Origin of the sequence: Kitasatospora sp. McL0602 (assembly GCF_052076145.1) — a bacterium.
GTDB lineage: Bacteria > Actinomycetota > Actinomycetes > Streptomycetales > Streptomycetaceae > Kitasatospora.
Genome location: NZ_CP197246.1, coordinates 6,573,105 through 6,596,309, shown reverse-complemented (window position 1 = coordinate 6,596,309; position 23,205 = coordinate 6,573,105). Strand labels below are relative to the sequence as shown.

20 protein-coding genes are annotated in these 23,205 nt (G+C 71.6%); 4 read left to right on the top strand and 16 right to left on the bottom strand.

Going from position 1 to position 23,205, the window contains the following annotated elements; all coding sequences use genetic code 11:
* Positions 1-261: 261 nt before the first annotated feature.
* The 7 genes from ACR68M_RS29985 to ACR68M_RS29955 form a co-directional block, all read right to left on the bottom strand.
* On the bottom strand, positions 262-1,101 hold the full coding sequence (locus ACR68M_RS29985; protein ID WP_441247279.1) for a shikimate dehydrogenase: 840 nt from the start codon (positions 1,099-1,101) through the stop codon (positions 262-264).
* A gap of 14 nt (positions 1,102-1,115) precedes the next feature.
* Entirely contained in the window at positions 1,116-3,023 is a 1,908-nt protein-coding gene (gene mltG, locus ACR68M_RS29980; RefSeq protein WP_441247278.1) for an endolytic transglycosylase MltG, read from the bottom strand.
* Positions 3,024-3,135: 112 nt separating this feature from the next.
* Positions 3,136-4,317: an endolytic transglycosylase MltG gene (gene mltG, locus ACR68M_RS29975; protein WP_441247277.1), complete on the bottom strand. Its 1,182-nt coding sequence runs from the start codon at positions 4,315-4,317 to the stop codon at positions 3,136-3,138.
* Positions 4,318-4,404: 87 nt separating this feature from the next.
* Positions 4,405-4,887, bottom strand: a complete 483-nt coding sequence (gene ruvX / locus ACR68M_RS29970) for a Holliday junction resolvase RuvX (RefSeq protein WP_441247276.1) — start codon at positions 4,885-4,887, stop codon at positions 4,405-4,407.
* Entirely contained in the window at positions 4,887-7,556 is a 2,670-nt protein-coding gene (gene alaS / locus ACR68M_RS29965) for an alanine--tRNA ligase (protein WP_441247275.1), read from the bottom strand. Before alaS ends, ruvX begins: the two co-directional genes overlap by 1 nt.
* The gene (locus tag ACR68M_RS29960) at positions 7,556-7,978 is read right to left on the bottom strand and encodes a DUF6167 family protein (protein WP_441247274.1); all 423 of its coding nucleotides are present in this window, start codon (positions 7,976-7,978) and stop codon (positions 7,556-7,558) included. Before ACR68M_RS29960 ends, alaS begins: the two co-directional genes overlap by 1 nt.
* 2 nt (positions 7,979-7,980) lie before the next feature.
* Positions 7,981-8,457 carry a DUF948 domain-containing protein gene (locus ACR68M_RS29955; protein ID WP_441247273.1) on the bottom strand — a complete coding sequence of 159 codons (477 nt, stop codon included), beginning with the start codon at positions 8,455-8,457 and terminating at the stop codon, positions 7,981-7,983.
* 204 nt (positions 8,458-8,661) lie between these two features.
* On the opposite strand from ACR68M_RS29955, the gene ACR68M_RS29950 reads away from it, so the two are divergent.
* Positions 8,662-10,743: an ATP-binding protein gene (locus ACR68M_RS29950; RefSeq protein ID WP_441247272.1), complete on the top strand. Its 2,082-nt coding sequence runs from the start codon at positions 8,662-8,664 to the stop codon at positions 10,741-10,743.
* 79 nt (positions 10,744-10,822) lie between these two features.
* Here the strand turns inward: ACR68M_RS29950 and rpsD are convergent, their stop codons facing one another.
* Positions 10,823-11,437, bottom strand: coding sequence for a 30S ribosomal protein S4 (rpsD, locus tag ACR68M_RS29945; protein ID WP_441247271.1), 615 nt, complete (start codon positions 11,435-11,437; stop codon positions 10,823-10,825).
* Positions 11,438-11,765: 328 nt separating this feature from the next.
* Positions 11,766-13,112, bottom strand: coding sequence for a replication-associated recombination protein A (locus ACR68M_RS29940; protein ID WP_441247270.1), 1,347 nt, complete (start codon positions 13,110-13,112; stop codon positions 11,766-11,768).
* 126 nt (positions 13,113-13,238) lie between these two features.
* On the opposite strand from ACR68M_RS29940, the gene ACR68M_RS29935 reads away from it, so the two are divergent.
* Positions 13,239-13,739 (top strand): VOC family protein, encoded by a 501-nt coding sequence (locus tag ACR68M_RS29935; protein WP_441247269.1) that lies wholly within the window; start codon positions 13,239-13,241, stop codon positions 13,737-13,739.
* A gap of 11 nt (positions 13,740-13,750) precedes the next feature.
* Here ACR68M_RS29935 and ACR68M_RS29930 read toward each other — a convergent pair whose 3' ends face one another.
* From ACR68M_RS29930 to ACR68M_RS29905, 6 genes are all read right to left on the bottom strand, one after another.
* Positions 13,751-14,356, bottom strand: a complete 606-nt coding sequence (locus ACR68M_RS29930; RefSeq protein ID WP_441247268.1) for a hypothetical protein — start codon at positions 14,354-14,356, stop codon at positions 13,751-13,753.
* Between the two features lie 112 nt (positions 14,357-14,468).
* On the bottom strand, positions 14,469-15,284 hold the full coding sequence (ppk2, locus tag ACR68M_RS29925) for a polyphosphate kinase 2 (protein WP_441251752.1): 816 nt from the start codon (positions 15,282-15,284) through the stop codon (positions 14,469-14,471).
* Positions 15,285-15,349: 65 nt separating this feature from the next.
* A complete protein-coding gene (locus ACR68M_RS29920) occupies positions 15,350-15,850 on the bottom strand; it encodes a GNAT family N-acetyltransferase (RefSeq protein WP_441247267.1) in 501 nt (166 codons plus the stop codon).
* A 97-nt stretch (positions 15,851-15,947) separates the two neighbouring features.
* Entirely contained in the window at positions 15,948-17,747 is a 1,800-nt protein-coding gene (gene aspS / locus ACR68M_RS29915) for an aspartate--tRNA ligase (RefSeq protein ID WP_441247266.1), read from the bottom strand.
* Positions 17,744-19,006: a histidine--tRNA ligase gene (gene hisS, locus ACR68M_RS29910; RefSeq protein WP_441247265.1), complete on the bottom strand. Its 1,263-nt coding sequence runs from the start codon at positions 19,004-19,006 to the stop codon at positions 17,744-17,746. Before hisS ends, aspS begins: the two co-directional genes overlap by 4 nt.
* An 11-nt stretch (positions 19,007-19,017) precedes the next feature.
* Complete coding sequence (locus tag ACR68M_RS29905; RefSeq protein ID WP_441247264.1) at positions 19,018-19,725, bottom strand: MBL fold metallo-hydrolase; 708 nt, start codon at positions 19,723-19,725, stop codon at positions 19,018-19,020.
* 245 nt (positions 19,726-19,970) lie between these two features.
* Here ACR68M_RS29905 and ACR68M_RS29900 point away from each other — a divergent pair, with 245 nt between their 5' ends.
* Positions 19,971-20,777 (top strand): peptidylprolyl isomerase, encoded by an 807-nt coding sequence (locus ACR68M_RS29900; protein ID WP_441247263.1) that lies wholly within the window; start codon positions 19,971-19,973, stop codon positions 20,775-20,777.
* Between the two features lie 249 nt (positions 20,778-21,026).
* Entirely contained in the window at positions 21,027-22,256 is a 1,230-nt protein-coding gene (locus ACR68M_RS29895) for a DUF349 domain-containing protein (protein WP_441247262.1), read from the top strand.
* Between the two features lie 61 nt (positions 22,257-22,317).
* Here the strand turns inward: ACR68M_RS29895 and ACR68M_RS29890 are convergent, their stop codons facing one another.
* Complete coding sequence (locus tag ACR68M_RS29890) at positions 22,318-23,163, bottom strand: hypothetical protein (protein WP_441247261.1); 846 nt, start codon at positions 23,161-23,163, stop codon at positions 22,318-22,320.
* Between the last annotated feature and the right edge of the window lie 42 nt (positions 23,164-23,205).

The following is a 23,205-nucleotide window of genomic DNA, read 5'->3' as shown; positions in this document are numbered from 1 at the left end:
TCGTCCGGCGGACCCCGGGTGCAGCCGGTGCCCGCGCTCTGACCCCGATCTTTTCATGCCCGGCGAGCGGCCGGGTGCACGGTCCGGGTTGCGGACAGCGGGTGTCCAGGACGGTTGTCCGACCGATCGGCCCAGCGGGGTAAGGCAATCGGTGGGCGACCGGCCTGCCTGCAAGTACATCGCGCTGATCAATAGCTGATCTGCTTAATGTCCATCTCTGTCAACTTCCACGCACCACCGAGCGCGCGCCACCGAGCGGGGTCAGGCGGAGCGGAGCGCTGCCTCGCCCGCGGCCCGCATCGCCGCCAACGGCCCCTCGCCCGCACCCACACCCGTGAACTGCTCGAACTGCAGCACCGCCTGATGCACCAGCAGGTCCAGCCCGCCCAGCACCACCGCGCCGCGCTCGGCACAGGCCACGACCAGCTTGGTCGGCCACGGGTGGTACAGCACGTCGAACAGCGCCCCGGGCGCGTCCGGCACGGCCGCCGCGAAGGCGTCCGTCGCCCCGGCCGGCGTGGTCGAGATGGTCAGCGGCGCCGCCAGGGCCTGCGCCGACTGCTCCCACTCCGCCGTCCGCAGGGCCAGGCCGAGCCGCTCGCCGAGCGCCCGCATCTCGGCGGCCCGCTCCGGGCTCCGGACGTAGACCGTCACCTCACCGGTGCAGACCTGCGCGAGCGCCGCCAGCGCCGAGGAGGCGGTGGCACCGGCGCCGAGCACCGACGCCGCCTCGACCTGCTCGATCCCGCGCTCCCGCAGGGCGTTGACCAGGCCGGGCACGTCCGTGTTGTCGCCCCGCAGGCTGCCGTCGGCCGCCCGGACGACGGTGTTGACGGCGTCCACCGAAAGCGCCGCCGCGCTGATCGAGTCCAGCAGCGGCATGATCGCCCGCTTGAGCGGCATCGTCAGCGACAGCCCGGCCCAGCCGGGCCCGGCGAACTCACCCGAGACGAAGCCCGCCAACCCGGCCTCGTCCACCTCGAAGCGGTCGTACGCCCAGTCGGCCATCCCGAGCGCCGCGTACCCGGCCCGGTGCAGCACGGGCGAGAGCGAGTGCGCGATCGGCGAGCCGAGTACGGCGGCCCGGTGCTGCGGTGTCACGGTGGTCCATCCCTCTACTTGCACATGCCGGATTCGTCGAAGCCCTTGTTGTTGGCGGTGCACCACTCCTTGACGTCCTTCTTGAACGCGTCGAAGGTCGCGGAGAACCGCGTGTCCGTCGGCGAGAGCGCCACGAAGTAGACCCAGTCACCCGCCGTCGGGTTGAGCACCGCGCTGATCGCCTCGTCACCCGGGTTGGAGATCGGGGTCGGCGGCAGGCCCTTGCTGACGTACGTGTTGTACGGGCTCTTGTCACCCTCCTTCTCCGCCTTGGTGAAGTTGGTGCGGCCGAGCTTGTACTGGAGCGTGGTGTCCAGCTGGAGCTTGCCCTGCGTCGCGTTGGTCTTCAGGCGGTTGTAGAGCACCCGGGCGATCTTGCCGAAGTCCTGGTCGTTGTTGCCCTCGGCCTGGAGGATGCTCGCCTCGGTGATCACCTCGTAGCCGTTGGCGAGACCGACCTTCTGGGCGTTCTCGTCGAGCTTGAGGTCCGCGTAGTGCTGAACGGCCGTGGAGACCATCTGCTTGAGCAGCGCCTCGGGCTTCATCCCGTCGGTGATCGAGTACCGGGCGGGGAAGAGGAAACCCTCCAGGTTGTTCTGCGCGTACGCGGGCAGGCCGAGCGTCGCCGCCTGGTCCTTGGCGGCCTGGGCGGTGGTGCCCTTGTTGAGCTTCAGCTTGGCGTCGATGATCGTGTAGATGTCGACGGCCTTCTTGCCCTCGGGGATGACGAGGGCGTTGCCGCCGTTCGACTCGACCAGCTGCGTGACGGCGGCCTCGGCCGACATCTGGTGGTGCATGGTGTAGGCACCGGGCTGGATCGTGTTCGCCTTGGGGTTGTTGTTGAACGCGTTGCGGAAGGCGATCACGCTCTTGACGACGTCCGACTCCTTCAGCGTCGCGCCCATCATGTCGCCCGAGGAGCCGGACTTGATCTGGATCTGCACGGACCCGCTGCCGTCGCCCTTGTAGTCCGGCGGCGGGCCGAAGTGCGCCTGGTAGAAGCCGTAGCCCCAGTAGCCCGCGCCGCCCAGACCACCGAGCAGCACCAGCGCGACCGCCAGACACCCACCGCTCGCCCGGCGGCCCGCGGACTTGCCCTTCTCCTTGCTCTTGCGCTCGGCGTCCCGCGAGGGCTCCTGCTCCTCGCCACCGAAGAACGACTCGCGCTCCGGCTCGACGAAGTCCTCGGCGGGCTCCTCCTCCCAGAGCTCCGGCTCGGGCTCGACGACCCGGGGGTTCTCCAGCGCGGCGGCCTCGGCCTCCCAGTCGATCCCGTCCGGGCCGGGGCCGGGCTGCGGCGCCTGCGGCTGGCCCGGCTGCTGGCTCTGCGGCTGACTCTGCTGCTGGCTCTGCGGCTGACTCTGCTGCTGGCCGGGGACACGCGGCTGCTGCCCGAACCGCTGCCCCTGCGGGGCCTGCGGCATCTGCGGCTGCTGCCCGAACTGCTGCGGCTGGCCCGGCTGCTGGGGCTGCGGCTGGCCCTGCGGCTGGCCCTGCTGCTGCCAGCCGCCCTGCTGCGGCGCTTGCTGCTGGGCGTACGGATTCTGCACGTACTGCTGACCCTGCTGCTGCCCCTGCTGGGGGAAGCCCTGCTGCGGCTGCTGCTGGTGGGACTGCTGCGGCTGAGCCTGCTGCTGCCACATCTGCGCCTGCTGCTGGGCCTGTTGCTGTGCCTGCTGCTGGGCGTACGGGTCCTGCACGTACTGACCCTGCTGCTGCCAGTTCTGCTGCTGGTGCTGCTGGCCGTACGGGTCCTGGACGAACTGACCCTGCTGGTACTGGGCCTGCTGTTGGGCCTGCTGCTGTTGCTGCCAGGCCGCCTGCTGCTGGGCAGCCTCGTCGGGCGTACCGCCGTAGCCGGGGTCGCCTGGGTGCCATGGCCGTGAGCCCTGGGGGCTGTAGCCCCCACCCAGATCAGTCATCGAACCCCTTAAACCGACGGAAGACTGCCGTCTCGAACCGGCGTGCTAGCGCGACGCCCGGAGGGAGACGTTACCGTACCGCAGCGGAGCCCCCGGCCCGGTCGACTGGGCGTTAATGGCCGCTGGCGCTGGGTGATTGTCGATTCTGGGCCTGGTAGGCGTTGAACTCGGCGACGTTCTTCTGCTGCTGGTCGAGGCTGTCGGTGAAGCGGGTGTCACCCGGCCGTACGGTCACGAAGTAGAGCCAGTCACCGTCCGCGGGGTGGGCGGCGGCCCGCAGGGCGTCGCGGCCCGGGTTGGCGATCGGGGTCGGCGGCAGGCCGGGGTGGAGATAGGTGTTGAACGGGGAGTCGAGCTTGGTGTCCGTCACCGTCGTGGTCAGTGACGAGCGGCCGAGCACGTAGTTGATGGAGGAGTCGAACTGGAGCGGCATCTGCCTGCCCAGCCGGTTGTAGATGACACGGGCGACCTTCGCCATGTCCTCCGGGTTGTCGGCCTCGCCCTGGAGCAGGCTGGCGATGGTGACCAGCCCGTACGGCGTCTGCCCGTTGCCGCCCGCCAGCAGGTCCACACCCTCCGCGCCGAAGACCTTGCCGCTCTCCTGCACCATCTGCTGGAGCAGGGTGAGCGCATTGGTCTCCCCGGTCACGGGGTAGGTGGAGGGGAAGAGGTAGCCCTCGGCGTTGCCGCCGGTCGCGTCCGGCAGGCCCAGGTCGGCGATGTGCTGCTGGGCGGCGGCGAGGGCGCTGCCCGCCGGGAGGCCGAGCTTCTGGTCGATCGCCGCGTAGATCTGGGCCGAGCGCCAGCCCTCGGGGATGGTCAGCGCGTTGGCGTTGGTCGGGTCGAGCAGCACGTTCAGCGCCGAGGCGGCGGACATGCCCTTGCGCAGCCCGTACACGCCCGGCTGGATGCGGGTGCCCGCGACGCTCCTGGCCGCCGCCTCGGTGAAGGCCCGGGTGCTGGCCACCACGCCCTCCTTCTGGAGGGCCTGCCCGATCTGGGTCAGGGTGGCGCCCTGCACCACCGAGACCTGGGCGGTGCCTGACCCGGAGCCGGCGAAGTCGGCGGCCTTCTCGGGGCTGCCGGGCCAGAGCAGCAGGACGGCGAGCGCGGCGGCGCCCAGCACCCCCAGCAGCGCGGAGACGCTCAGGCAGCAGGCCAGGCCGGTGCGCAGCCGGCGCGGGTCGGGCGGCCGGATGCCGTGCGGCACCCCGGGGGGCAGGCCTTCCGGTTCGGCGAAGGGCGCGCCGAGGTGCCCGGGGGTCAGACCCGGTGTGCTGTACGGATCGGACAACGGGCCGCCCTCGACGTCAGGAAACAGGTCGGGGCCCGTGCGGACGCGTCCGCACGGGCCCCCACCCGGGAAGCTAACCCGAGCCCGTCACACCACCGGGTCGACACACTCGCCGGGTGCGCGGCCACTCACCCGTTCGGTCTCAAGGGCGCTCTGCAGGATCACCACCGCCGCCGCCTGGTCGATCACCGAGCGGCCCTTCTTGGCGTTCCGTCCGGAGGCCCGCATGCCCTGGGCCGCCGTGACGGTGGTCATCCGCTCGTCGACGAGGCGCACCGTCACCGGTGCGACCAGCGCCGCCAGCCGGCCCGCGTACGCGCGGACCTTGACGGCGGCCGGGCCCTCCTTGCCGCTGAGCGAGCGCGGGAGGCCGACGACGACCTCGATCGCGTCGTACTCCTCGACGATCTCCTTGAGCCTGGCCTGCGAGCGGCCGCCCGCCGGGACGGTCTCCACCGGCGTCGCGATCAGCCCGTCGGGGTCGCAGGACGCGACCCCGATCCGGGCGTCACCGACGTCGACGGCGATCCGGCGCCCCCGGCGGAAGACCTTCTCGGGCTGCTCGTACATCAGGCGGAACGCTCCGCGACCAGCGCGCGGACGGCGGCCACGGCCTCGTCCACGGCACCGGCGTTGGTGCCACCGCCCTGGGCGACGTCGTCCTTGCCGCCACCGCCGCCGCCGAGCGTCTTCGCGGCGACGCGGACGAGCTCACCGGCCTTGATGCCACGGGTGCGGGCGTCCTCGTTGGTGGCGATGACGGTGAGCGGGCGGTCGTTCGCCACAGTGAAGGCGGCGACCACGGCCGGGCGGGAGCCCAGCCGGGCCCGGACGTCGAGGACGAGCTTGCGCAGGTCGTCGGCGCCGGTGCCGTCCGGCACCCGGGCGGCGACCACCGCGATGCCGTTGACGTCCTCGGCGCCGGAGGCCAGACCGGCGGAGGCGGCGAGCACCTTCTCCGCGCGGAAGCGCTCGATCTCCTTCTCGGCGTCCTTGAGCTTGGCGAGCATGCCCGAGATCTTCTCCGGCAGCTCCTCCGGACGGCCCTTGACCAGCTCGGTGAGCTGGGCGACGACCGTGTGCTCCTTGGCGAGGAAGTTGTACGCGTCCACGCCGACCAGGGCCTCGACGCGGCGCACCCCGGCGCCGATCGAGGACTCGCCGAGCAGCTTCACCAGGCCCAGCTGGGCGGTGTTGCCGACGTGCGTACCGCCGCACAGCTCCTTGGAGAAGTCGCCGATGGTGACGACGCGCACGGCGTCGCCGTACTTCTCGCCGAACATCGCGATGGCGCCGGCCTTGCGGGCCTGGTCCATCGTCATCACCTCGGCGGTGACGTCCAGCTCGCGGGCCAGCACCTCGTTGATCTTCTGCTCGACGTCGACCAGCACCGAGCCGGGCACGGCCGTCGGGGAGCCGAAGTCGAAGCGGAAGCGGCCGGGGGCGTTCTCGGACCCGGCCTGGGCGGCGGTGGGGCCGAGCGCGTCGCGCAGCGCCTGGTGGGTCAGGTGGGTGGCCGAGTGCGCGCGGGAGACGGCGCGGCGGCGCTCCAGGTCGAGCTGCGAGTACGCGGCCGAGCCGACGACGACCTCGCCGACCAGCACCGTGCCCTTGTGCACGATGACGCCGGGCACCGGCTGCTGCACGTCCCGGACCTCGACCACGGCGCCCGAGTCGAGCTTGATCCGGCCGTGGTCGGCGAGCTGGCCGCCGCCCTCGGCGTAGAAGGGGGTGCGGTCGAGGACCAGCTCGATGTCGTCGCCCTCGTGCGCGGCCGGGGCCGGGACACCGTCGACGAGCAGGCCGACGACCGTCGCCTCGCCGGAGGTGTCCTGGTAGCCGGTGAAGACGGTGGCACCGGCGGAGTCGGCGACGGCGCGGTAGGCGGAGACGTCGGCGTGGCCGTGCTTCTTGGACTTGGCGTCGGCCTTGGCGCGGTCGCGCTGCTCCTTCATGAGGCGGCGGAAGCCGTCCTCGTCCACCGACAGGCCCTGCTCGGCGGCCATCTCCAGCGTCAGGTCGATCGGGAAGCCGAAGGTGTCGTGCAACTGGAAGGCCTTGTCACCGGCCAGCACGGCCGAGCCGGACTGCTTGGTCTCGGCGACGGCGGTGTCCAGGATCGTGGTGCCGCTGCGCAGCGTCTGGAGGAAGGAGGCCTCCTCGGCGACGATGACCGTCCCGATCCGCCGACGCTCGGTGGCCAGCTCCGGGTACTGCGGGGCCATCGCGTCGATGGTGACGTCGACCAGGGACTGCGCGACCGCCTCGGTGGCGCCGAGCAGGCGCATGTTGCGGATGGCGCGGCGCAGGATGCGGCGCAGCACGTAGCCGCGGCCCTCGTTGCCGGGGGTGACGCCGTCGGCGACCAGCATCACGGAGGTGCGGATGTGGTCGGCGACGACGCGCAGCGAGACGTCCGACTTGGTGTCCGCGCCGTAGGTGTGGCCGGTGAGGGCGGCGGCGCGGTCGAGGATCAGGCGGGTGGTGTCGATCTCGAAGAGGTTGTCGACGCCCTGGAGGATGCAGGCGAGGCGCTCCAGGCCGAGGCCGGTGTCGATGTTCTGGTTCGGCAGGTCGCCCAGGATCGGGAAGTCGTCCTTGCCGGAGCCGGCGCCGCGCTCGTACTGCATGAAGACCAGGTTCCAGATCTCCATGTAGCGCTCGCCGTTGACGGCCGGGCCGCCCTCCTCGCCGTAGGCGGGGCCGCGGTCGTAGTTGATCTCCGAGCACGGGCCGCAGGGGCCGGGGACGCCCATCGACCAGAAGTTGTCGGCCTTGCCCAGGCGCTGGATGCGCTCGGCGGGCACGCCGATCTTCTCGCGCCAGATCGTCTCGGCCTCGTCGTCGTCCTGGTAGACGGTGATCCAGAGCTTCTCGGGCTCCAGGCCGTAGCCGCCGTCGGCGACGGAGGTGGTCAGCAGCTCCCACGCATAGGAGATCGCCCCCTCCTTGAAGTAGTCGCCGAAGGAGAAGTTGCCGCACATCTGGAAGAAGGTGCCGTGCCGGGTGGTCTTGCCGACCTCTTCGATGTCCGGCGTGCGGACGCACTTCTGCACGCTGGTGGCGCGGCTGAAGGTGGGCTTGACCTCGCCCAGGAAGTACGGCTTGAACGGCACCATGCCCGCGTTGACCAGCAGCAGGGTGGGGTCGTCGGCGACCACAGACGCCGACGGGACGACGGTGTGTCCGCGCTCCTCGAAGAAGCGCAGCCAGCGGCGGCGGATCTCAGCCGACTCCATCACAGGTCCTTCCGATTGGGGGTGCCCCCGGGCAGCTCGTCGAGCCGACGGGGCGTGGTTTCGATGCTTCTGGTACCCCTGGGGGTACGGGCTGGAGGCAGGGCGGCGGCGGGTGCTCCCGGCGCCGCCGAGATAGCTCGGTACTCGCCCCCGTCGCGCCGCAGAGCTCGACGCGGCCGGGGCTCGACGACGGCGGTGCCGTCCAGCCCGAGGTCGGCACGGAGCTGCTCCTCGCGCTCGGTCATCCCGGCGCGGACGTCGGCGGCGAAGCGCTTGGCGGCGTCGCCCAGGTGCAGCGCGCCGCGCGCGGCGGTGCCGGAGAGGCTGTCGGGGGTGAGCCGCTGCACGGCGTCGTTGGCCTTGTTCATGGCCCAGACGGTGGCGCCGGCGCCGACCGCCATCCAGAAGATGCGTCGCACCATGGTCAGCCCCTCACAGCTCGGCGGACGCGGCCGAGCAGCCCGCCGCGCGGGGCGGTCGCCGCGCGGACCTCGGCCCGGATCAGCCGCGCCAGCTCCTCGCGCTCGCCCGGCTGCTGCGGGAGCGTCAGCCCGGACTGCTGCTTGCTGACGGCCTTGCGGACGCCGTAGCTGAAGGCGGCGACCTTGACCAGCGGGCCGCCGAGGGTGGCGGCGACGGTGGAGGAGAGCGCGTTGGCGTTCGCGGCGGCGTCCTGGACGTTGGCGGTGATCTCGTCGACCCGCTCCAGCTGCTCGTTGGCGCTGCGGACGGCGGCGCCCGCGTCGGCCAGCAGCGGCACGGCCTGTTCGGTGACGGCGGCGACCAGCACGGTCGCCTCGCGCAGCACCTTCGAGAGCCGGACGAGCACCACGGCGAGCAGCGTGACCAGGACCGCCCAGAACACGGCGACCAACAGGCCGGCCAGCTCTCCCACGGACACCTTGCGCGCTCCCTCGCCTTGCCACGTATCTCTTGCGCCTCAGAGGGGAACCCTACCGCGACGACGTGGTGTTTCCCGACCCGATATCCCCGCCGGGCGCGGTCGGCGCGCGTAACCTACCGGCCGGTCACCTCGTTGGAACGCCTGCTACGCACAGGCCCAGGGGCACGGCGGGCACCGTGCATCGACGAAACCGGGGGGACCTTGAACGGCGAGCAGCAGTGCACCGAGGCGGCGACGGCAGCGGCAGCCGCACCGAGGCTCCCCGCCGAACTGACCAGCTTCGTCGGCCGCACCTCCGAACTCGCCTCACTGGCACGCCTGTTGACAGCCTCCCGGCTGGTCACCGTGACCGGCCCCGGCGGCGTCGGCAAGACCCGGCTGGCGCTGCGGGCGGCCGCCGAGGCCGAGACCGCCGGAGCCTTCCCGGACGGCGTCAGGCTGGTCGAGGTCTCCGCCGTCCAGTACGGCCTGCTGCTCGGCCACGCCGTGCAGGAGGCGCTGCGGCTCACCGACAGCACCGCCCGGCCGCCGCTGGACGTGCTGACCGAGCGTCTGGCCGACCGGCAGCTGCTGATCGTCCTCGACGGCTGCGAGCACCTCGTCGAGGCCTGCGCCGAACTGACGGACGCACTGCTCCGGGCCGCGCCCGGAGTCCGGGTGCTGGCGACCAGCCGGGAGTCGCTGCAGGCCGCCGGGGAACACCTGCTGCCCGTCACCCCGCTGCCCGTCCCGGAGGCCGTCGAGCTCTTCACCGACCGGGCGACGGCCGTCCTGCCCGACTTCGAGCCCGCGCAGCGCGCCCCGGAGATCGAACTGCTCTGCCGCCGCCTGGACGGCATCCCGCTCGCCGTCGAGCTCGCGGCCGGGCGGCTGCGCTCGCTCTCCGTCGAGCAGATCACCCTCCGGCTGGACGACCGCTTCCAGCTGCTCACCGGCGGCGCCCGCACCGTCCCCTTACGGCACCAGACGCTGCGCACGACCATCGGCTGGAGTCACGAACTCTGCACGCCGCAGGAACGATTGCTCTGGGCCCGGCTCTCCGTCTTCGCCGGCGTCTTCGACCTGGAGGCCGTCGAGTACGTCTGCGCCGGCGACGGCCTGGCCGCCGACCAGGTGCTGGAGGTGATCGGCGAGCTGGTCGGCAAGTCCGTGGTGCTGCGCGAGGCCGACGGCCCGGCCGTCCGCTTCCGACTGCTCGACACCCTGCGCGACTATGGCGCCCAGTGGCTGCGCGCCACCGGCGAGGAGTACCGGATGCGCGCCCGGCACCGCGACTGGTACCTCGGCTTCGCCACCTGGGGCGAGGTCGAGTGGTTCGGGCCCCGGCAGGCCGAGACGGCCGAACGCACCCGGCTCGCCCACACCAACCTCCGGGCCGCCCTGGAGTACTGCCTCGCCGAGCCCGGCGAGGAGCAGCTCGCCCTCCAACTCGCAGGCACGCTCTGGTACTTCTGGGTCGGCTCGGGCCACCTCGGCGAAGGCAGGCACTGGCTCGACCGGGCCCTCGCGCTCGCCCCCGAACCCACCCGGGCCAGGGCCAAGGCCCTCTGGGTCACCGGCTACATGGCGACCCTCCAGGGCGATCTCCGCCGGGCCCGCCCCGCCCTCGCCGAGTGCCGCCGCCAGGCCGTGACCACCGGCGACGACCGGGCCCTGGCGTACGCGGTGCACCGGCAGGGCTGCGCCGCCCTGATCGGTGACGACCCGGCCAGGGCCGCCGCGCTCTTCGAGGAGGCCCTGGAGTACTACGACCGGATCGGCGAGCTCAACAGCAACGTCCTGATGGCCATGTTCGAACTCGGCATCGCCTGCCTCTTCCAGGGCGACACCGACAACGGCCTGCGCTGGCTGGAGCGCACCCGGGAGATCTGCGAGGAGCACGGCGAGCAGTGGGCCTACGCCTACGCCCTGTACGCCACCGCCTACTCCAAGTGGCTGGCCGGTGAGCTGCGCCCGGCCCGCGCCTTCGCCCGCGAGTGCGTGAGGCTCAACCATCTCTTCCGCGACCTGCTCGGCATCGTCCTCGCGATGGACGTCCTCGCCCTGCTGCGCACCGAGGGCCCCGACGCCGACCTGGTCGAGGCCCGCGTCCTCCAGGGCGCCGCGCACCGCCTCTGGCAGGCGGTCGGCACCCCGTTCTTCGGCTCCCGCACCTTCAACGGCCCGCACCGCGAGTGCGAGTCCCGCGCCCGAGCCGGCCTCACCGAGGCCGAGTTCACCGCCGCCTTCGAGCTCGGTTCGAGCCTCGAACTCGACGCCGCCGTCGAACGCGCCCTGGGGTGAGCGGGGTTTTCCGGGGGAACGCACGAGCCCCCGCCGCCTTCGAGAAGGCTGCGGGGGCTCGCTGGGTACTGCTCGCGGGTCAGCGCGAGTAGTACTCGACGACCAGCTGCTCGTCGCAGATCACGGGGATCTCACGACGCTGCGGGGCGCGGTCCAGGCGGAAGGCCAGGGCCTTGAGGTTGACCTCGAGGTACTTCGGGGTCTGGCCCTCGCCCGCGTAGCCGCCCTCACGAGCGACCTGGAACGGGACCTTCTCCTTGCTGCGCTCGCGCACAGTGACGACGAAGCCCGGCTTCATCTGGAACGACGGCTTGTTGACCTTGCCGCCGTTGACCTCGATGTGGCCGTGGACGACCATCTGACGGGCCTGGTAGATCGTGCGGGCGATGCCCGAACGCAGGACCATCGCGTCGAGACGCGTCTCGAGCTCGGCGATGAGAGCCTCACCCGTCTTGCCCTCGACCTTCTTGGCGCGGTCGAAGGCGCGAGCCATCTGCTTCTCGCTCAGGTCGTACTGGGCGCGCAGACGCTGCTTCTCGGTCAGACGGACCTTGTAGTCAGAGTTCTGCTTGCGGCCACGGCCGTGCTGGCCGGGCGGGTACGGACGCGCCTCGAAGTACTTGACGGACTTCGGGGTCAGCGGAATGCCCAGGGCACGGGCAATCTTGACCTTGGGGCGCTTCTGGTTCGCCATGAACCAAACCTCTCTTACGTGTGAATACGGCTTCACCAGGTGTTGACGGAGGTCGCTCCTCGCGACCCGGAGAAAAACCACCCCAGGGGGTGATCAGCCGCTCTCCGGGGCCGGGCACTACCGTGCTTGCACACGCGCCGCCCATCGTCACAGCTGTGGGATGGACTGCCCGCGACACCGAAAACGGTGCGCAACGCTCCTGGAGACCCCCACGGAGGGGAGTCTCGGGCCAGTGCCCCGCTGGTGCGGCCGGTCAGTGGGTTCTCACCCGCTGCCGTCCCGGGACTTGGCACTCCGACCGAGTATACCCGCCGTTCACCGGCCCCTCTCACTGCCCTTCGAGCCGGCCCCTCGTCCACTCGACGATGTCGGCGTAGCGGGCCTCGCCGCCGTGCCGGGTCGGCTGGTAGTAGGCCTTGCCGTGCACCTCGTCCGGCGCGTACTGCTGCGCGGCGATGCCCTCCGGCAGGTCGTGCGGGTACTGGTACCCCTTGCCGTGGCCGAGCTTGGCCGCGCCGCCGTAGTGCCCGTCCCGCAGGTGCGGGGGCACGGCGCCGGCCAGGCCCTGCCGTACGTCGGCCAGGGCGGCGTCGATGGCGAGGTACGCGGCGTTGGACTTCGGCGCCAGCGCGAGCGCGATGGCGGCCTGGGAGAGGATGATCCGGGCCTCGGGGAAGCCGATCAGGGCGACCGCCTGGGCCGCAGCGACGGCCGTCGACAGGGCGGTCGGGTCGGCGAGGCCGACGTCCTCGCTGGCGGAGATCATCAGGCGGCGGGCGATGAAGCGCGGGTCCTCCCCCGCCTCGATCATCCGGGCCAGGTAGTGCAGGGTGGCGTCGACGTCACTGCCCCGGATCGACTTGATCAGGGCGCTCGCCACGTCGTAGTGCTGGTCGCCGTCCTTGTCGTAGCGGACGGCGGCCTGGTTGACGGCCGTCTCGGTGGTGGCCAGCGTGATGGCCGCCTCGCCCTTCTCGATCGCCGCCCCGGCCGCCGCCTCCAGCGTGGTCAGCGAACGCCGGGCGTCCCCGCCGGCCAGCCGGACGAGGTGGTCCTCCGCCTCCTGGGTCAGCTCCAGCGCGCCGCCGAGCCCGCGCTCGTCGGCCACGGCGCGGCGCAGCAGGGTGCGGACGTCCTCGTCGGTCAGCGACTCCAGGGTGAGCAGCAGCGAGCGGGAGAGCAGCGGAGAGATCACCGAGAAGTACGGGTTCTCGGTGGTGGCGGCGATCAGGGTGACCCAGCGGTTCTCGACGGCCGGCAGCAACGAGTCCTGCTGGGCCTTGGAGAAGCGGTGGATCTCGTCCAGGAAGAGGACGGTCTCCTTGCCGCTCATGCCGACGGCGCGGCGGGCGCCCTCGATCACGGCGCGCACCTCCTTGACCCCGGCGGTGATCGCGGAGAGCTCGACGAACCGGCCCTCGACGCCCTGGCTGATCACGTGCGCGAGCGTGGTCTTGCCCGTGCCGGGCGGCCCCCAGAGGATCACCGAGCTGGTCGCGGCCCTGCCCTTGGAGCCCGCGACCAGGCGGCGCAGCGGCGAGCCCTCCTTGAGCAGCTGCCGCTGCCCGGCGACCTCGTCCAGTGTGCGGGGGCGCATCCGCACGGCCAGTGGGGCTCGGCCGGGCTCCTGGGCCTGGCGGTCCTCGGCGGCGGCGGTGAAGAGGTCGGGTTCCACGCCTTGAAGGGTATTGCAGTGGGCCGACAGCGCTGCCCGACCCCGGGGACCCGACCCCAGTAGTTCGAATTTGAACCGGATTGGCGTACGCTGGCACCCGTCGTCACAACCAGGGAGCTGAGCACCATGTCCGTCCGCCGTCTCAACCACGCGGTGCTGTGGATCCGCGAGGTCGACCGCTCGGTCGAGTTCTACACCGACGTCTTCGGCTTCCAGGTCGATCACCTGATCCCCGGCCGCGCCGCCTTCCTCAGTGCGCCCGGCAGCGCCAACGACCACGACCTCGGCCTCTTCGCCATCGGCGCCGACGCCCCCGGCCCCCAGCAGGGCCGGGTCGGCCTCTACCACCTGGCCTGGGAGGTCGGCACCCTCGGCGAGCTCGCCGCCGTCGGCAGCAAGCTCGCCGAGCGCGGCGCGCTGGTCGGCTCCACCGACCACCTGGTCTCGAAGTCCTTCTACGCCAAGGACCCGGACGGCAACGAGTTCGAGCTGATGTGGCGCGTCCCCCGCGAGGACTGGCCCGCCGCCGACTCCGACGCCCGCCCCGGGCCGCTCGACCTCCCCGCCTCCCTCGACCGCTGGGGCCCCGACTTGGCCACCGGCGCGGCGGCGGGCTCGGCCACCTGAGGAAGCCCGACCTAGGCAGGCCGGTCGAGCAGGGCGACGTCGAACTCCTCCAGGGCCCGCACCCGGACCCCTGCCGCGGCCGAGGCCTTGGCCCGGAGTTCGGCCTGCGGGCCACGGGAGGCCTCGAGCGCCGCGCGGTCGCGGAAGATCGCGCCGACGCTGCCCTGCCCCCGCTCGCGGTCGATCAGCAGCGCCCCGCCGTCGAACCCGTCGATCGCCTCCAGGCCCGGCATCGCGGTCTGCTCCACGGCGGTCACCAGCCGGTCCGCCGCCGCCGGGTCGAACTCGATCCGGACGAGCCGGAACCCGCCGCCCGCCGGCGCGCCGCCGCGCCGGGCCACCGCGGCCTCCCAGACGTCGACCGTCACGGTGCCGGCGAAGACGTCGAGCAGCGCGTCCCGCCGCCCGGTCAGGCCGGTGAAGCTGTCCCGCTCGGCCTGCCGCGTCTCCCACCAGGAGCCGAGCATGATCTTGCCGAGCTCCCGGTCCGTGAAGATGCTGAACCCCCGGTACCCGGGCTGCGTCGCCAGCAGCCCGACCCCCTCGGCCCTCAGACCGTCGACGGTCCTGTCGACCAGCGCCGGGTCACCCGTCAGGTAAATGGTGCGGACGTACATCAGAAAACCTCCGTCCTGGCCCACCACGGGACGGATCGTCGGCGCCCGCCCCGCCACCTTCCATCCGACGCCCGATCCCACCCCCCGGCAACCCGGCAACCCGGCCGTCGCCCTAGAGCTCCGAGGCGTGGTCCGGCACGTACTTCTGCAGATCCCTCGGCGGGCGCTGGTAGCCGGTGGACGGGGGGCGGGGCGGGAGTTCGACGGCGGGCTTGGTGATGTCGCGGTACGGGAGGGTGGAGAGGAGGTGGGCGATCATGTTGATCCGGGCCCGGCGCTTGTCGTCGCTCTCGACCACGTTCCAGGGGGATTCGGGCAGGTCGGTGTGGACGAACATCTCGTCCTTCGCCCGTGAGTAGTCCTCCCAGCGGCTGATCGACTCGGTGTCCATCGGGGAGAGCTTCCACTGCCGCATCGGGTCCTCCAGCCGGGCCCGGAAGCGCCGTTCCTGCTCCGTGTCGCTGACGGAGAACCAGTACTTGCGCAGCTGGATCCCGGCCTCGATCAGCATCCGCTCGAAGGTCGGGCACTGGTGCAGGAACTGCTGGTACTCGACCGGCGTGCAGAAGCCCATCACCCGCTCGACCCCGGCGCGGTTGTACCAGCTGCGGTCGAAGAGCACGATCTCCCCGGCCGCGGGCAGCTGCTCGACGTACCGCTGGAAGTACCACTGCCCGCGCTGACGCTCCGTCGGCGCGGGCAGCGCCGCGATCCGGGCGATGCGCGGGTTGAGGTACTCGGTGACGCGCTTGATCGCGCCGCCCTTGCCCGCCGCGTCGCGCCCCTCGAAGACCACCACCAGCCGGATGCCCTCGGCCCGCACCCACTCCTGGGTCTTGACCAGCTCGCTCTGCAACCGCAGCAGCTCCCGCTCGTACGCCTTCTTGCGGAGCCGCCCCGCCTCAGCCGCTCTGCCCTCTGCCGCCACTGTGCCCTCCGTCTGCCGGATGGTGATGATCACTCACGCTACGACCGGGAGGAGCTGACCGCAGGTCAGACCGCGCCGAACGGCTCGGGGTAGCGGCAGGCTCCTCGCGGCGCGCCGTCGTAGGCGTTGAGCGGGAGGGCCTGGAGGTACTCCTCCGGGTACGGCGCGGAGATGCCGTGCTCGAAGGCGGGGGCGAAGCCGAAGCGGGCGTAGTAGCGCGGATCGCCGAGCACCACCACCAGCCGCTCCCCCGCCTCGTCGGCGGCAGCCAGCGCGGCCCGGACGACCAGCGCCCCGACGCCCTTGCGCTGGCACTCGGGTGCGACGCCGACGGGCGCGAGAGCCAGCGCCCAGCCGTCGCCGACCTGGAGCCGGGTCAGCAGGGCGTGCCCGACGACCAGACCGCTCTCCTCGACCGCGACGACCGAGAGGCCCGGCAGCCAGGCCGGGTCACGGCGCAGCGCGTCGACGAGATCCGCCTCCTCGGGGCCGGGGAAGGCCGCCATGTGCACCCGTCTGGTGGCGGGGGCGTCCTCGGGGAGTTCGACTCTGGTGATCACGCTCATCGGTGTCCTTCTCAGTCACACGCCGTTGTGGGACGGGCCCCGTCCGGTGCACGTGTGCACCGGACGGGGCCCTGAAGGTGAATCGGCTGACGAACCGTCAGGCCTGCTTGTCGGTCTCCGGCTTCTCCGACTTGCCCTCTTCGCGGACCTTCGGCTTGCTGTCGACACCGGCCTCGCGGCGCTGGGCCGGCGTGATCGGGGTCGGGGCGCCGGTGAGCGGGTCACCGCCGGTGGACGTCTTCGGGAAGGCGATGACGTCGCGGATCGTGTCGTACCCGCCGAGCAGGGTGACGACACGGTCCAGGCCGAGGGCGATGCCGCCGTGCGGCGGGGGGCCGTAGTTGAAGGCGTCGAGCAGGAAGCCGAACTGCGACTGCGCCTCCTCCTCGCTGAGGCCGATCGCGTCGAACGCCCGCTTCTGCACCTCGCGCTGGTGGATACGGATCGAACCGCCGCCCAGCTCGGAGCCGTTGAGCACCAGGTCGTACGCGTTGGAGAGCGCGCTGCCCGGGTCGGTGTCGAAGGTCGCGAGCGACTCGGCGGTCGGGGCGGTGAAGGGGTGGTGCACGGCGTGCCAGCCCTGGAACTCGCCCTTGTCGTCCTCGATCGGCTCGAACATCGGGAAGTCGACGACCCAGAGGAAGGCCCACTGCGACTCGTCGATCAGCTCGCAGCGCTTGCCGATCTCCAGACGCGCGGCGCCGAGCAGCTCCTGCGAGGCGGTCTTCTTGCCCGCCGCGAAGAAGATCGCGTCACCGTTCTTGGCACCGGCGGCGGCGGCGAGGCCGGCCAGGTGCTCCTCGTTCAGGTTCTTGGCGACCGGGCCGCGCAGCTCACCGGTCTCGGCGTCGATGACGACGTAGGCGAGGCCGCGGGCGCCGCGCGCCTTGGCCCAGTCCTGCCAGGCGTCGAGCTGCTTGCGCGGCTGCGAGGCCCCGCCCGGCATCACCACGGCGCCGACGTACGGCGCCTGGAAGACCCGGAACTCGGTGCCCTTGAAGTACTCGGTGAGGTCGGTGAGCTCCTGGCCGAAGCGGACGTCCGGCTTGTCGGAGCCGTAGCGCGACATCGCGTCGGCGTAGGACATCCGCGGCAGCGGGCTGGGCAGCTCGTAGCCGTGCACCTCGCGCCAGACCCGGGAGACGATCTTCTCGCCGAGCGCCAGGATGTCCTCCTGGTCGACGAACGAGGCCTCGACGTCGAGCTGGGTGAACTCCGGCTGGCGGTCGGCGCGGAAGTCCTCGTCGCGGAAGCAGCGGGCGATCTGGTAGTACCGCTCCATGCCGGCCACCATCAGCAGCTGCTTGAAGAGCTGCGGCGACTGCGGCAGGGCGTACCAGTGGCCCGGCTGGAGGCGGACCGGGACGAGGAAGTCGCGGGCGCCCTCGGGGGTGGAGCGGGTGAGGTACGGCGTCTCGATGTCGAGGTAGTCGTTCTCCTCCATCACCGTGCGGATGATGTTGTTGACCTTGGAGCGCAGGCGCAGCGCGCGGGCCGGGCCCTCACGACGCAGGTCCAGGTAACGGTAGCGCAGCCGGACCTCCTCGTTGACGGTGCCAGGCTCGTACTCGGCGACCTGGAAGGGCAGCGCGGCGGCCTCGGAGAGCACCTCCAGCTCGGTGACGACGAGCTCGACGGCGCCGGTGGCGATGTCGGGGTTCTCGTTCCCGGCCGGGCGGACGCGGACGTCGCCGGTGACCTTGACGCAGTACTCGGACCGGAGGTCGCCGATCGCCTCCAGGTCGCGGGCCACGATCTGCACGGTGCCGGAGGCGTCGCGCAGGTCGATGAAGGCCACGCCGCCGTGGTCGCGGCGGCGGGCGACCCAGCCGGCCAGGGTGACGGTCGTACCGGCGTGCTCCGCGCGGAGCGTGCCCGCGTCGTGCGTGCGGATCACAGCTGCTTCTCCTTCAGGGTGGTGACAAGTGCTTCGAGGGCGACGGGGGTCTGCTCGCCGGTGGTCAGGTCCTTGAGCTGGACGACGCCTTCGGCGAGGTCGCGGTCGCCCGCGACGAGGGCGAAGCGGGCACCGGACCGGTCGGCGGACTTCATGGCGTTCTTGATGCCCTTGACCCCGAACGCGAGATCGGTGGCGACACCGGCCCGGCGCAGCTCGACGACCTTGGCGAACAGGACGTTCTTGGCCTCCTCGCCGAGCGCGACGGCGTAGACCGAGGTGGTGGCGGGCAGGTCGAGGACGATGCCCTCGGCCTCCATCGCGAGGTAGGTGCGGTCGACACCGAGGCCCCAGCCGACGGACGGCAGCGCGGGGCCGCCGAGCATCTCGGAGAGGCCGTCGTACCGGCCGCCGCCGCCGATCGCGGACTGCGCGCCGAGGCCGTCGTGCACGAACTCGAAGGTGGTGCGGGTGTAGTAGTCCAGCCCGCGCACCAGCTTGGGGTCGTCGACGAAGACGACACCGGCGTGGTTGAGCAGCTCGCGCACCTGTTCGTCGTACGCCTTGCAGTCCTCGCAGAGGTAGTCGCGCAGCTTGGGAGCGTCGGTCAGCTGGGCCTGCACGGCCTCGCGCTTGTCGTCCAGGACGCGCAGCGGGTTGATCTCGGCGCGGCGGCGGGTTTCGTCGTCCAGGTCGAGCCCGGCCAGGAACTCGACGAGCGCGGCGCGGTAGACCGGGCGGCACTGCTTGTCGCCGAGGCTGTTGAGCAGCAGGCGGTAGTCGCGCAGCCCGAGCGAGCGGAAGGCGTCGTCGGCCAGGATGATCAGCTCGGCGTCGAGCGCCGGGTCCTCCGCGCCGATCGCCTCGGCGCCGATCTGGGCGAACTGGCGGTAGCGGCCCTTCTGGGCCCGCTCGTAGCGGTAGAAGGAGCCCGAGTACCAGAGCTTGACGGGCAGGTTGCCGGTCTTGTGCAGGTTGGCCTGGAGCGCGGCGCGGACGACCGAGGCGGTGCCCTCGGGCCGCAGCGCGAGCTCGTCGCCGCCCTTGGTGGTGAGGTTGTACATCTCCTTCGAGACGATGTCGGTGGACTCACCGACGCCGCGCGAGAAGAGCTTGACGTCCTCGAAGACCGGGGTCTCGATGTAGCCGTAACCGGAGCGGCGCAGCGGGGCGCCGAGGCGCTCGCGGATCGCCAGGAAGGTCGCGGAGCTCGGCGGCAGCAGGTCGTAGGTGCCCTTGGGGGCGGTGAAGGTGCTCAACTTCTCTTCCGTCACATTCCTCGTCGCGGGAAGGCCGGTGCGCCGAACGCACCCGCCGCCTGCTGGAGGTAGGGGTTGGTGGCGCGCTCACGGCCGATGGTGGTCTGGCCGCCGTGTCCGGAGAGGACGACGGTGGCATCGTCGAGGGGCAGGCAGACCCGGGCCAGCGAGGCCATCATCGCCTCGCTGTCGCCGCCCGGGAGGTCCGTGCGCCCGATGGAGCCGGCGAAGAGCAGGTCGCCCGAGAAGAACACCGGAGGGATGTCGTTCCGGGTGGGCGTCCTGAAGGTCACCGACCCCCTGGTATGGCCGGGCGCGTGGTCGACGGTGAACTCCAGGCCGGCCAGCTCCAGGACGCTGCCGTCCTTCAACTCCCGGACGTCGTCGGGCTCGCCGACGGTGATGCTGCCCATCAGCTGCTGGCCGAGCGAGCGGCCGAGCGCCTTCTCCGGGTCGGCCAGCATGTAGCGGTCCTCGGGGTGGATCCAGGCCGGGATGCCCTTGGCACCGCAGACCGGCATCACCGAGGCGACGTGGTCGATGTGCCCGTGGGTGAGGACCACCGCGACGGGCTTGAGCCCGTGCTCGCGGACGAGATCCTCGACACCCTGCGTGGCCTCGTGCCCCGGGTCGACGATCACGCACTCCTCACCGGCGGCCGGTGCGACCAGGTAGCAGTTGGTGCCCCAGGCTCCGGCGGGAAATCCGGCGATGAACACGCGAGTCCTCAATCGGTCCGAGTGGCGGAAATTCTGTTCTCAGCGCAGCCTACCGGCGGTACGCCACCGGTAGCGAACCAGATACGGGTGCGCCGCCGTAGCCCGGTCCGGTGAAATCGTGACCTTCGGTTTCCACGGCTGATCTCGTACTTACACACCAAGTCCCTACACTTGGCGGCCAGCGGGGTGCGATGATCCGCATCAGCATCCACAGACGTCCAGCGCATATGTAGGAGACACAGCCGGTGGTCAACAGCGAACAGCGGCGGCGGCAGCTCGCCCGCGAGAAGTACGAGCGCCAGATGAAGAACCGGGCCGAGAACGCGCGCCGCGCGAAGCGCCGCAACGCGATCATCGGCACGTCGCTGGCGGTCGTGGTGCTCGCTGCGGGCACCGCCTTCGCGACCGGCGCCTTCAGCTCCGACAAGAAGAAGGACTCGGCCGCCGCCGCTCCCACGGCCGCGCCGACGCCGTCCGCCGCCGTGACGCCGGTCAAGGGCTGCAACCCGCCCGCCGCCGGTGCGCCGAACGGCAAGCAGTGGAAGACCGAGCCGGCGATGACGGTGGACACCAAGGCCACCTACACCGCCACGGTCGACACCAGCTGCGGCAAGGTGACGCTCTCGCTGGACGCGGCCAAGGCCCCGCACACCGTGAACTCCTTCGCCTTCCTCTCCGGCGAGCAGTACTTCGACCACGTCAAGTGCCACCGCCTCACCACCGAGGGCATTTACGTCCTGCAGTGCGGTGACCCGACGGGCAACGGCTCGGGCGGCCCCGGCTACCAGTTCCCGGACGAGAACCTGACCGGCGCGACGTACCCGGCCGGCACCGTCGCGATGGCGAACGCGGGCCCGGGGACGAACGGCAGCCAGTTCTTCCTGGTCTACAAGGACACCCAGCTGCCCCCGAACTACACCCCGTTCGGCAAGATCACCGGCGGTCTGGACATCCTCCAGAACATCGCCGCCGGCGGCGTCCAGGGCGGCACCGGCGACGGTGCCCCGAACGCCGCGGTGGTCATGAACTCGGTGACGACCACCAAGAGTTGACCCCGCCAGGCGGTCCCCACCCGGCCGGGTGGGGACCGCCGCGCGAACTCGCCCGGCCCGGATGCGGACAGCACCGGCGCTGGTCGCCTATGTTGCTGTTGTATAGGGTGCCCTGACCGTCGGCCGTCACCCTCGGCACAGAAATCGACGGCTCGGACGGCGGACTCGATCGGTCCGCCGCACATCAACTGTGGACGACGTACCGCGCACCGCCGGTCGGCGGGCGCGACGTCATGTGGAGGAGGCGCTGTGACCAGCGATCCGTGGGGCCGTGTCGACGAGCAGGGGACGGTCTACGTCAGGACGGCCGACGGCGAACGCGTCGTCGGCTCCTGGCAGGCAGGCTCGCCCGAGGAGGCCCTCGCGTACTTCGAGCGGAAGTTCGAGGGGCTGGCGGCCGAGATCGGCCTGTTGGAGCACCGCGTCCGCAAGACGGATCTGGCCGCCAAGGAGGCCCAGACCGCGCTGGAGCACCTGCGCGCCCAGGTCGTCGAGGCGCACGCGGTGGGTGACCTGGCCTCGCTGGCCAAGCGCCTGGACGCCCTGACCTCCGACATCGACTCCCGGCAGGCCGAGCGCAAGGCCGCCCGCGCCAAGGCGCAGGACGAGACCCGGGGTGCCAAGGAGAAGCTGGTCGCCGAGGCCGAGCAGCTGGCCGAGTCGACCCAGTGGCGGGAGGCCGGTGACCGGCTGCGCGCGCTGGTCGACGCCTGGAAGGCGCTGCCCCGGCTCGACCGCAAGAGCGACGACGAGCTGTGGCACCGCTTCTCGCACGCCCGCTCGGTGTTCTCCAAGCACCGCAAGGCGCACTTCGCGACCCTGGACGCCGAGCGCGACCAGGCCCGCGCGGACAAGGAGAAGCTGGTCGCCGAGGCCGAGGCGCTCTCCAGCTCGACCGAGTGGGGCGACACCGCTGCCCGCTACCGCGACCTGATGACGCAGTGGAAGTCCGCCGGGCGCGCCCAGCGGGACGCCGAGGAGGAGCTGTGGGCCCGCTTCCGCGGCGCCCAGGACGTCTTCTTCCAGGCCCGCTCCGCCGTCTTCAGCGAGCGCGACGCCGAGCAGGGCGAGAACCAGAAGCTCAAGGAGGCCCTGCTGATCGAGGCCGAGGCGATCCTCCCGATCACCGACCTCAAGGTCGCCAAGGCCGCCCTGCGGGAGGTCAACGAGCGCTGGGAGGCCATCGGCCACGTCCCGCGCGACGCCCGCCCCCGCCTGGACGCCCGCCTGAACACCGTCGAGCGGGCGATCCGCGAGGCGGAGGACGCCGAGTGGAAGCGCTCCAACCCGGAGGCCAAGGCCCGCGCGACCGGCATGACCGGTCTGCTCCAAGGCGCCGTGGACAAGCTCCAGGGCGAGCTGGACAAGGCCCGCGCGGCCGGCAACACCAGCAAGGCCGCCAAGCTGGAGACCGAGCTCGCGGGCCGTCAGGCCCTGCTCGACCAGGCCATGAAGAGCCTTGAGGAGTTCGGCGGCTGACGCTGCCTCACTCCTGTGCAGAAGGGCCCCCGGCTTCCCGCCGGGGGCCCTTCTGCGTCCGTCACACGCTCGCGGTCGGCGTCGCGCTGACTTCCTTCTGGAGCTGGTCGAGGTCGACGCTCTGGTCCGGCGAGGGCGTGGTGGTCGGCACGGGCGTGCCGAAGTCCTTGAAGTCCAGCTTGCCGGGGCTGTTGCCGGTCTTCTCCAGCCGCAGCGGGTACGGCCGGCCGCGCAGCGCGACGTACAGCGTGCCCTTCTCGTCGTTGTCGGTGCCGTTGACGGCCAGCGCCTGCTGTCCGTCGACGGTGGTCTGCGAGCCGATGCTGACCTGGCTCGGCCCGCTGACGACCTGGTCGGCGATCTGCTTGAGGTCGCAGAGCGAGGCCACGTCGGCGAAGTCCGGATTGTCGCTGGTGGTCCTCAGGTACTTGTCGCCGACCAGCTGGGCCGTCGCCGGCCCGCCGTGGGACTGCCAGAACGCCTGGTCCGGCTTGATCCAGAGCTGCGTGCCCTGCTTGACCAGCTGGAAGGAGCCCTGACCCGCCAGGCCCATGGTGCCGGAGCAGTTGGCCGCAGTGTCCATCCGGAGGTCGAGGGTGGTCTGCTGGCCGCCGTCGGTGACCTGCCCGGTGACCTTCGCCGCGCCCGCGTCCTTGAGCGCCTGCGCGGACTTGCTGACGATCTCCTTCGCCGCGAGGCCCTCCACCCCGTTCGGCGAACCGGCCGCCGACGCGGACGCCGAGCCCGACGCGGATGCTGCCGTGGATGCTGCCGTGGATGCCGAGGTGGATGCCGGACCCGAGGCGGCCGCTCTGCTCGTCCCGCCGCTGCTGCCACCGCACCCGGCGGCGGCCGACGCCACCACGGCCGCGGCCAGCAGGGCCAGGGCTGTCTGCTTGCTCTTCACGGATCTCCTCGACGCGCCAGTGTGACCGGTGGCGACAGTCTG

What these genes read in the sequence shown, in the direction of transcription:
- ACR68M_RS29935 (WP_441247269.1), top strand. Translation starts at nt 13,239, where the DNA reads ATGTCCGTCCGCCGTCTCAACCACGCGGTGCTGTGGATCCGCGAGGTC.
- ACR68M_RS29930 (WP_441247268.1), bottom strand. Translation starts at nt 14,356, where the DNA reads ATGTACGTCCGCACCATTTACCTGACGGGTGACCCGGCGCTGGTCGAC.
- ruvX (WP_441247276.1), bottom strand. Translation starts at nt 4,887, where the DNA reads ATGTACGAGCAGCCCGAGAAGGTCTTCCGCCGGGGGCGCCGGATCGCC.
- ACR68M_RS29920 (WP_441247267.1), bottom strand. Translation starts at nt 15,850, where the DNA reads ATGAGCGTGATCACCAGAGTCGAACTCCCCGAGGACGCCCCCGCCACC.
- alaS (WP_441247275.1), bottom strand. Translation starts at nt 7,556, where the DNA reads ATGGAGTCGGCTGAGATCCGCCGCCGCTGGCTGCGCTTCTTCGAGGAG.
- rpsD (WP_441247271.1), bottom strand. Translation starts at nt 11,437, where the DNA reads ATGGCGAACCAGAAGCGCCCCAAGGTCAAGATTGCCCGTGCCCTGGGC.
- ACR68M_RS29960 (WP_441247274.1), bottom strand. Translation starts at nt 7,978, where the DNA reads ATGGTGCGACGCATCTTCTGGATGGCGGTCGGCGCCGGCGCCACCGTC.
- mltG (WP_441247278.1), bottom strand. Translation starts at nt 3,023, where the DNA reads ATGACTGATCTGGGTGGGGGCTACAGCCCCCAGGGCTCACGGCCATGG.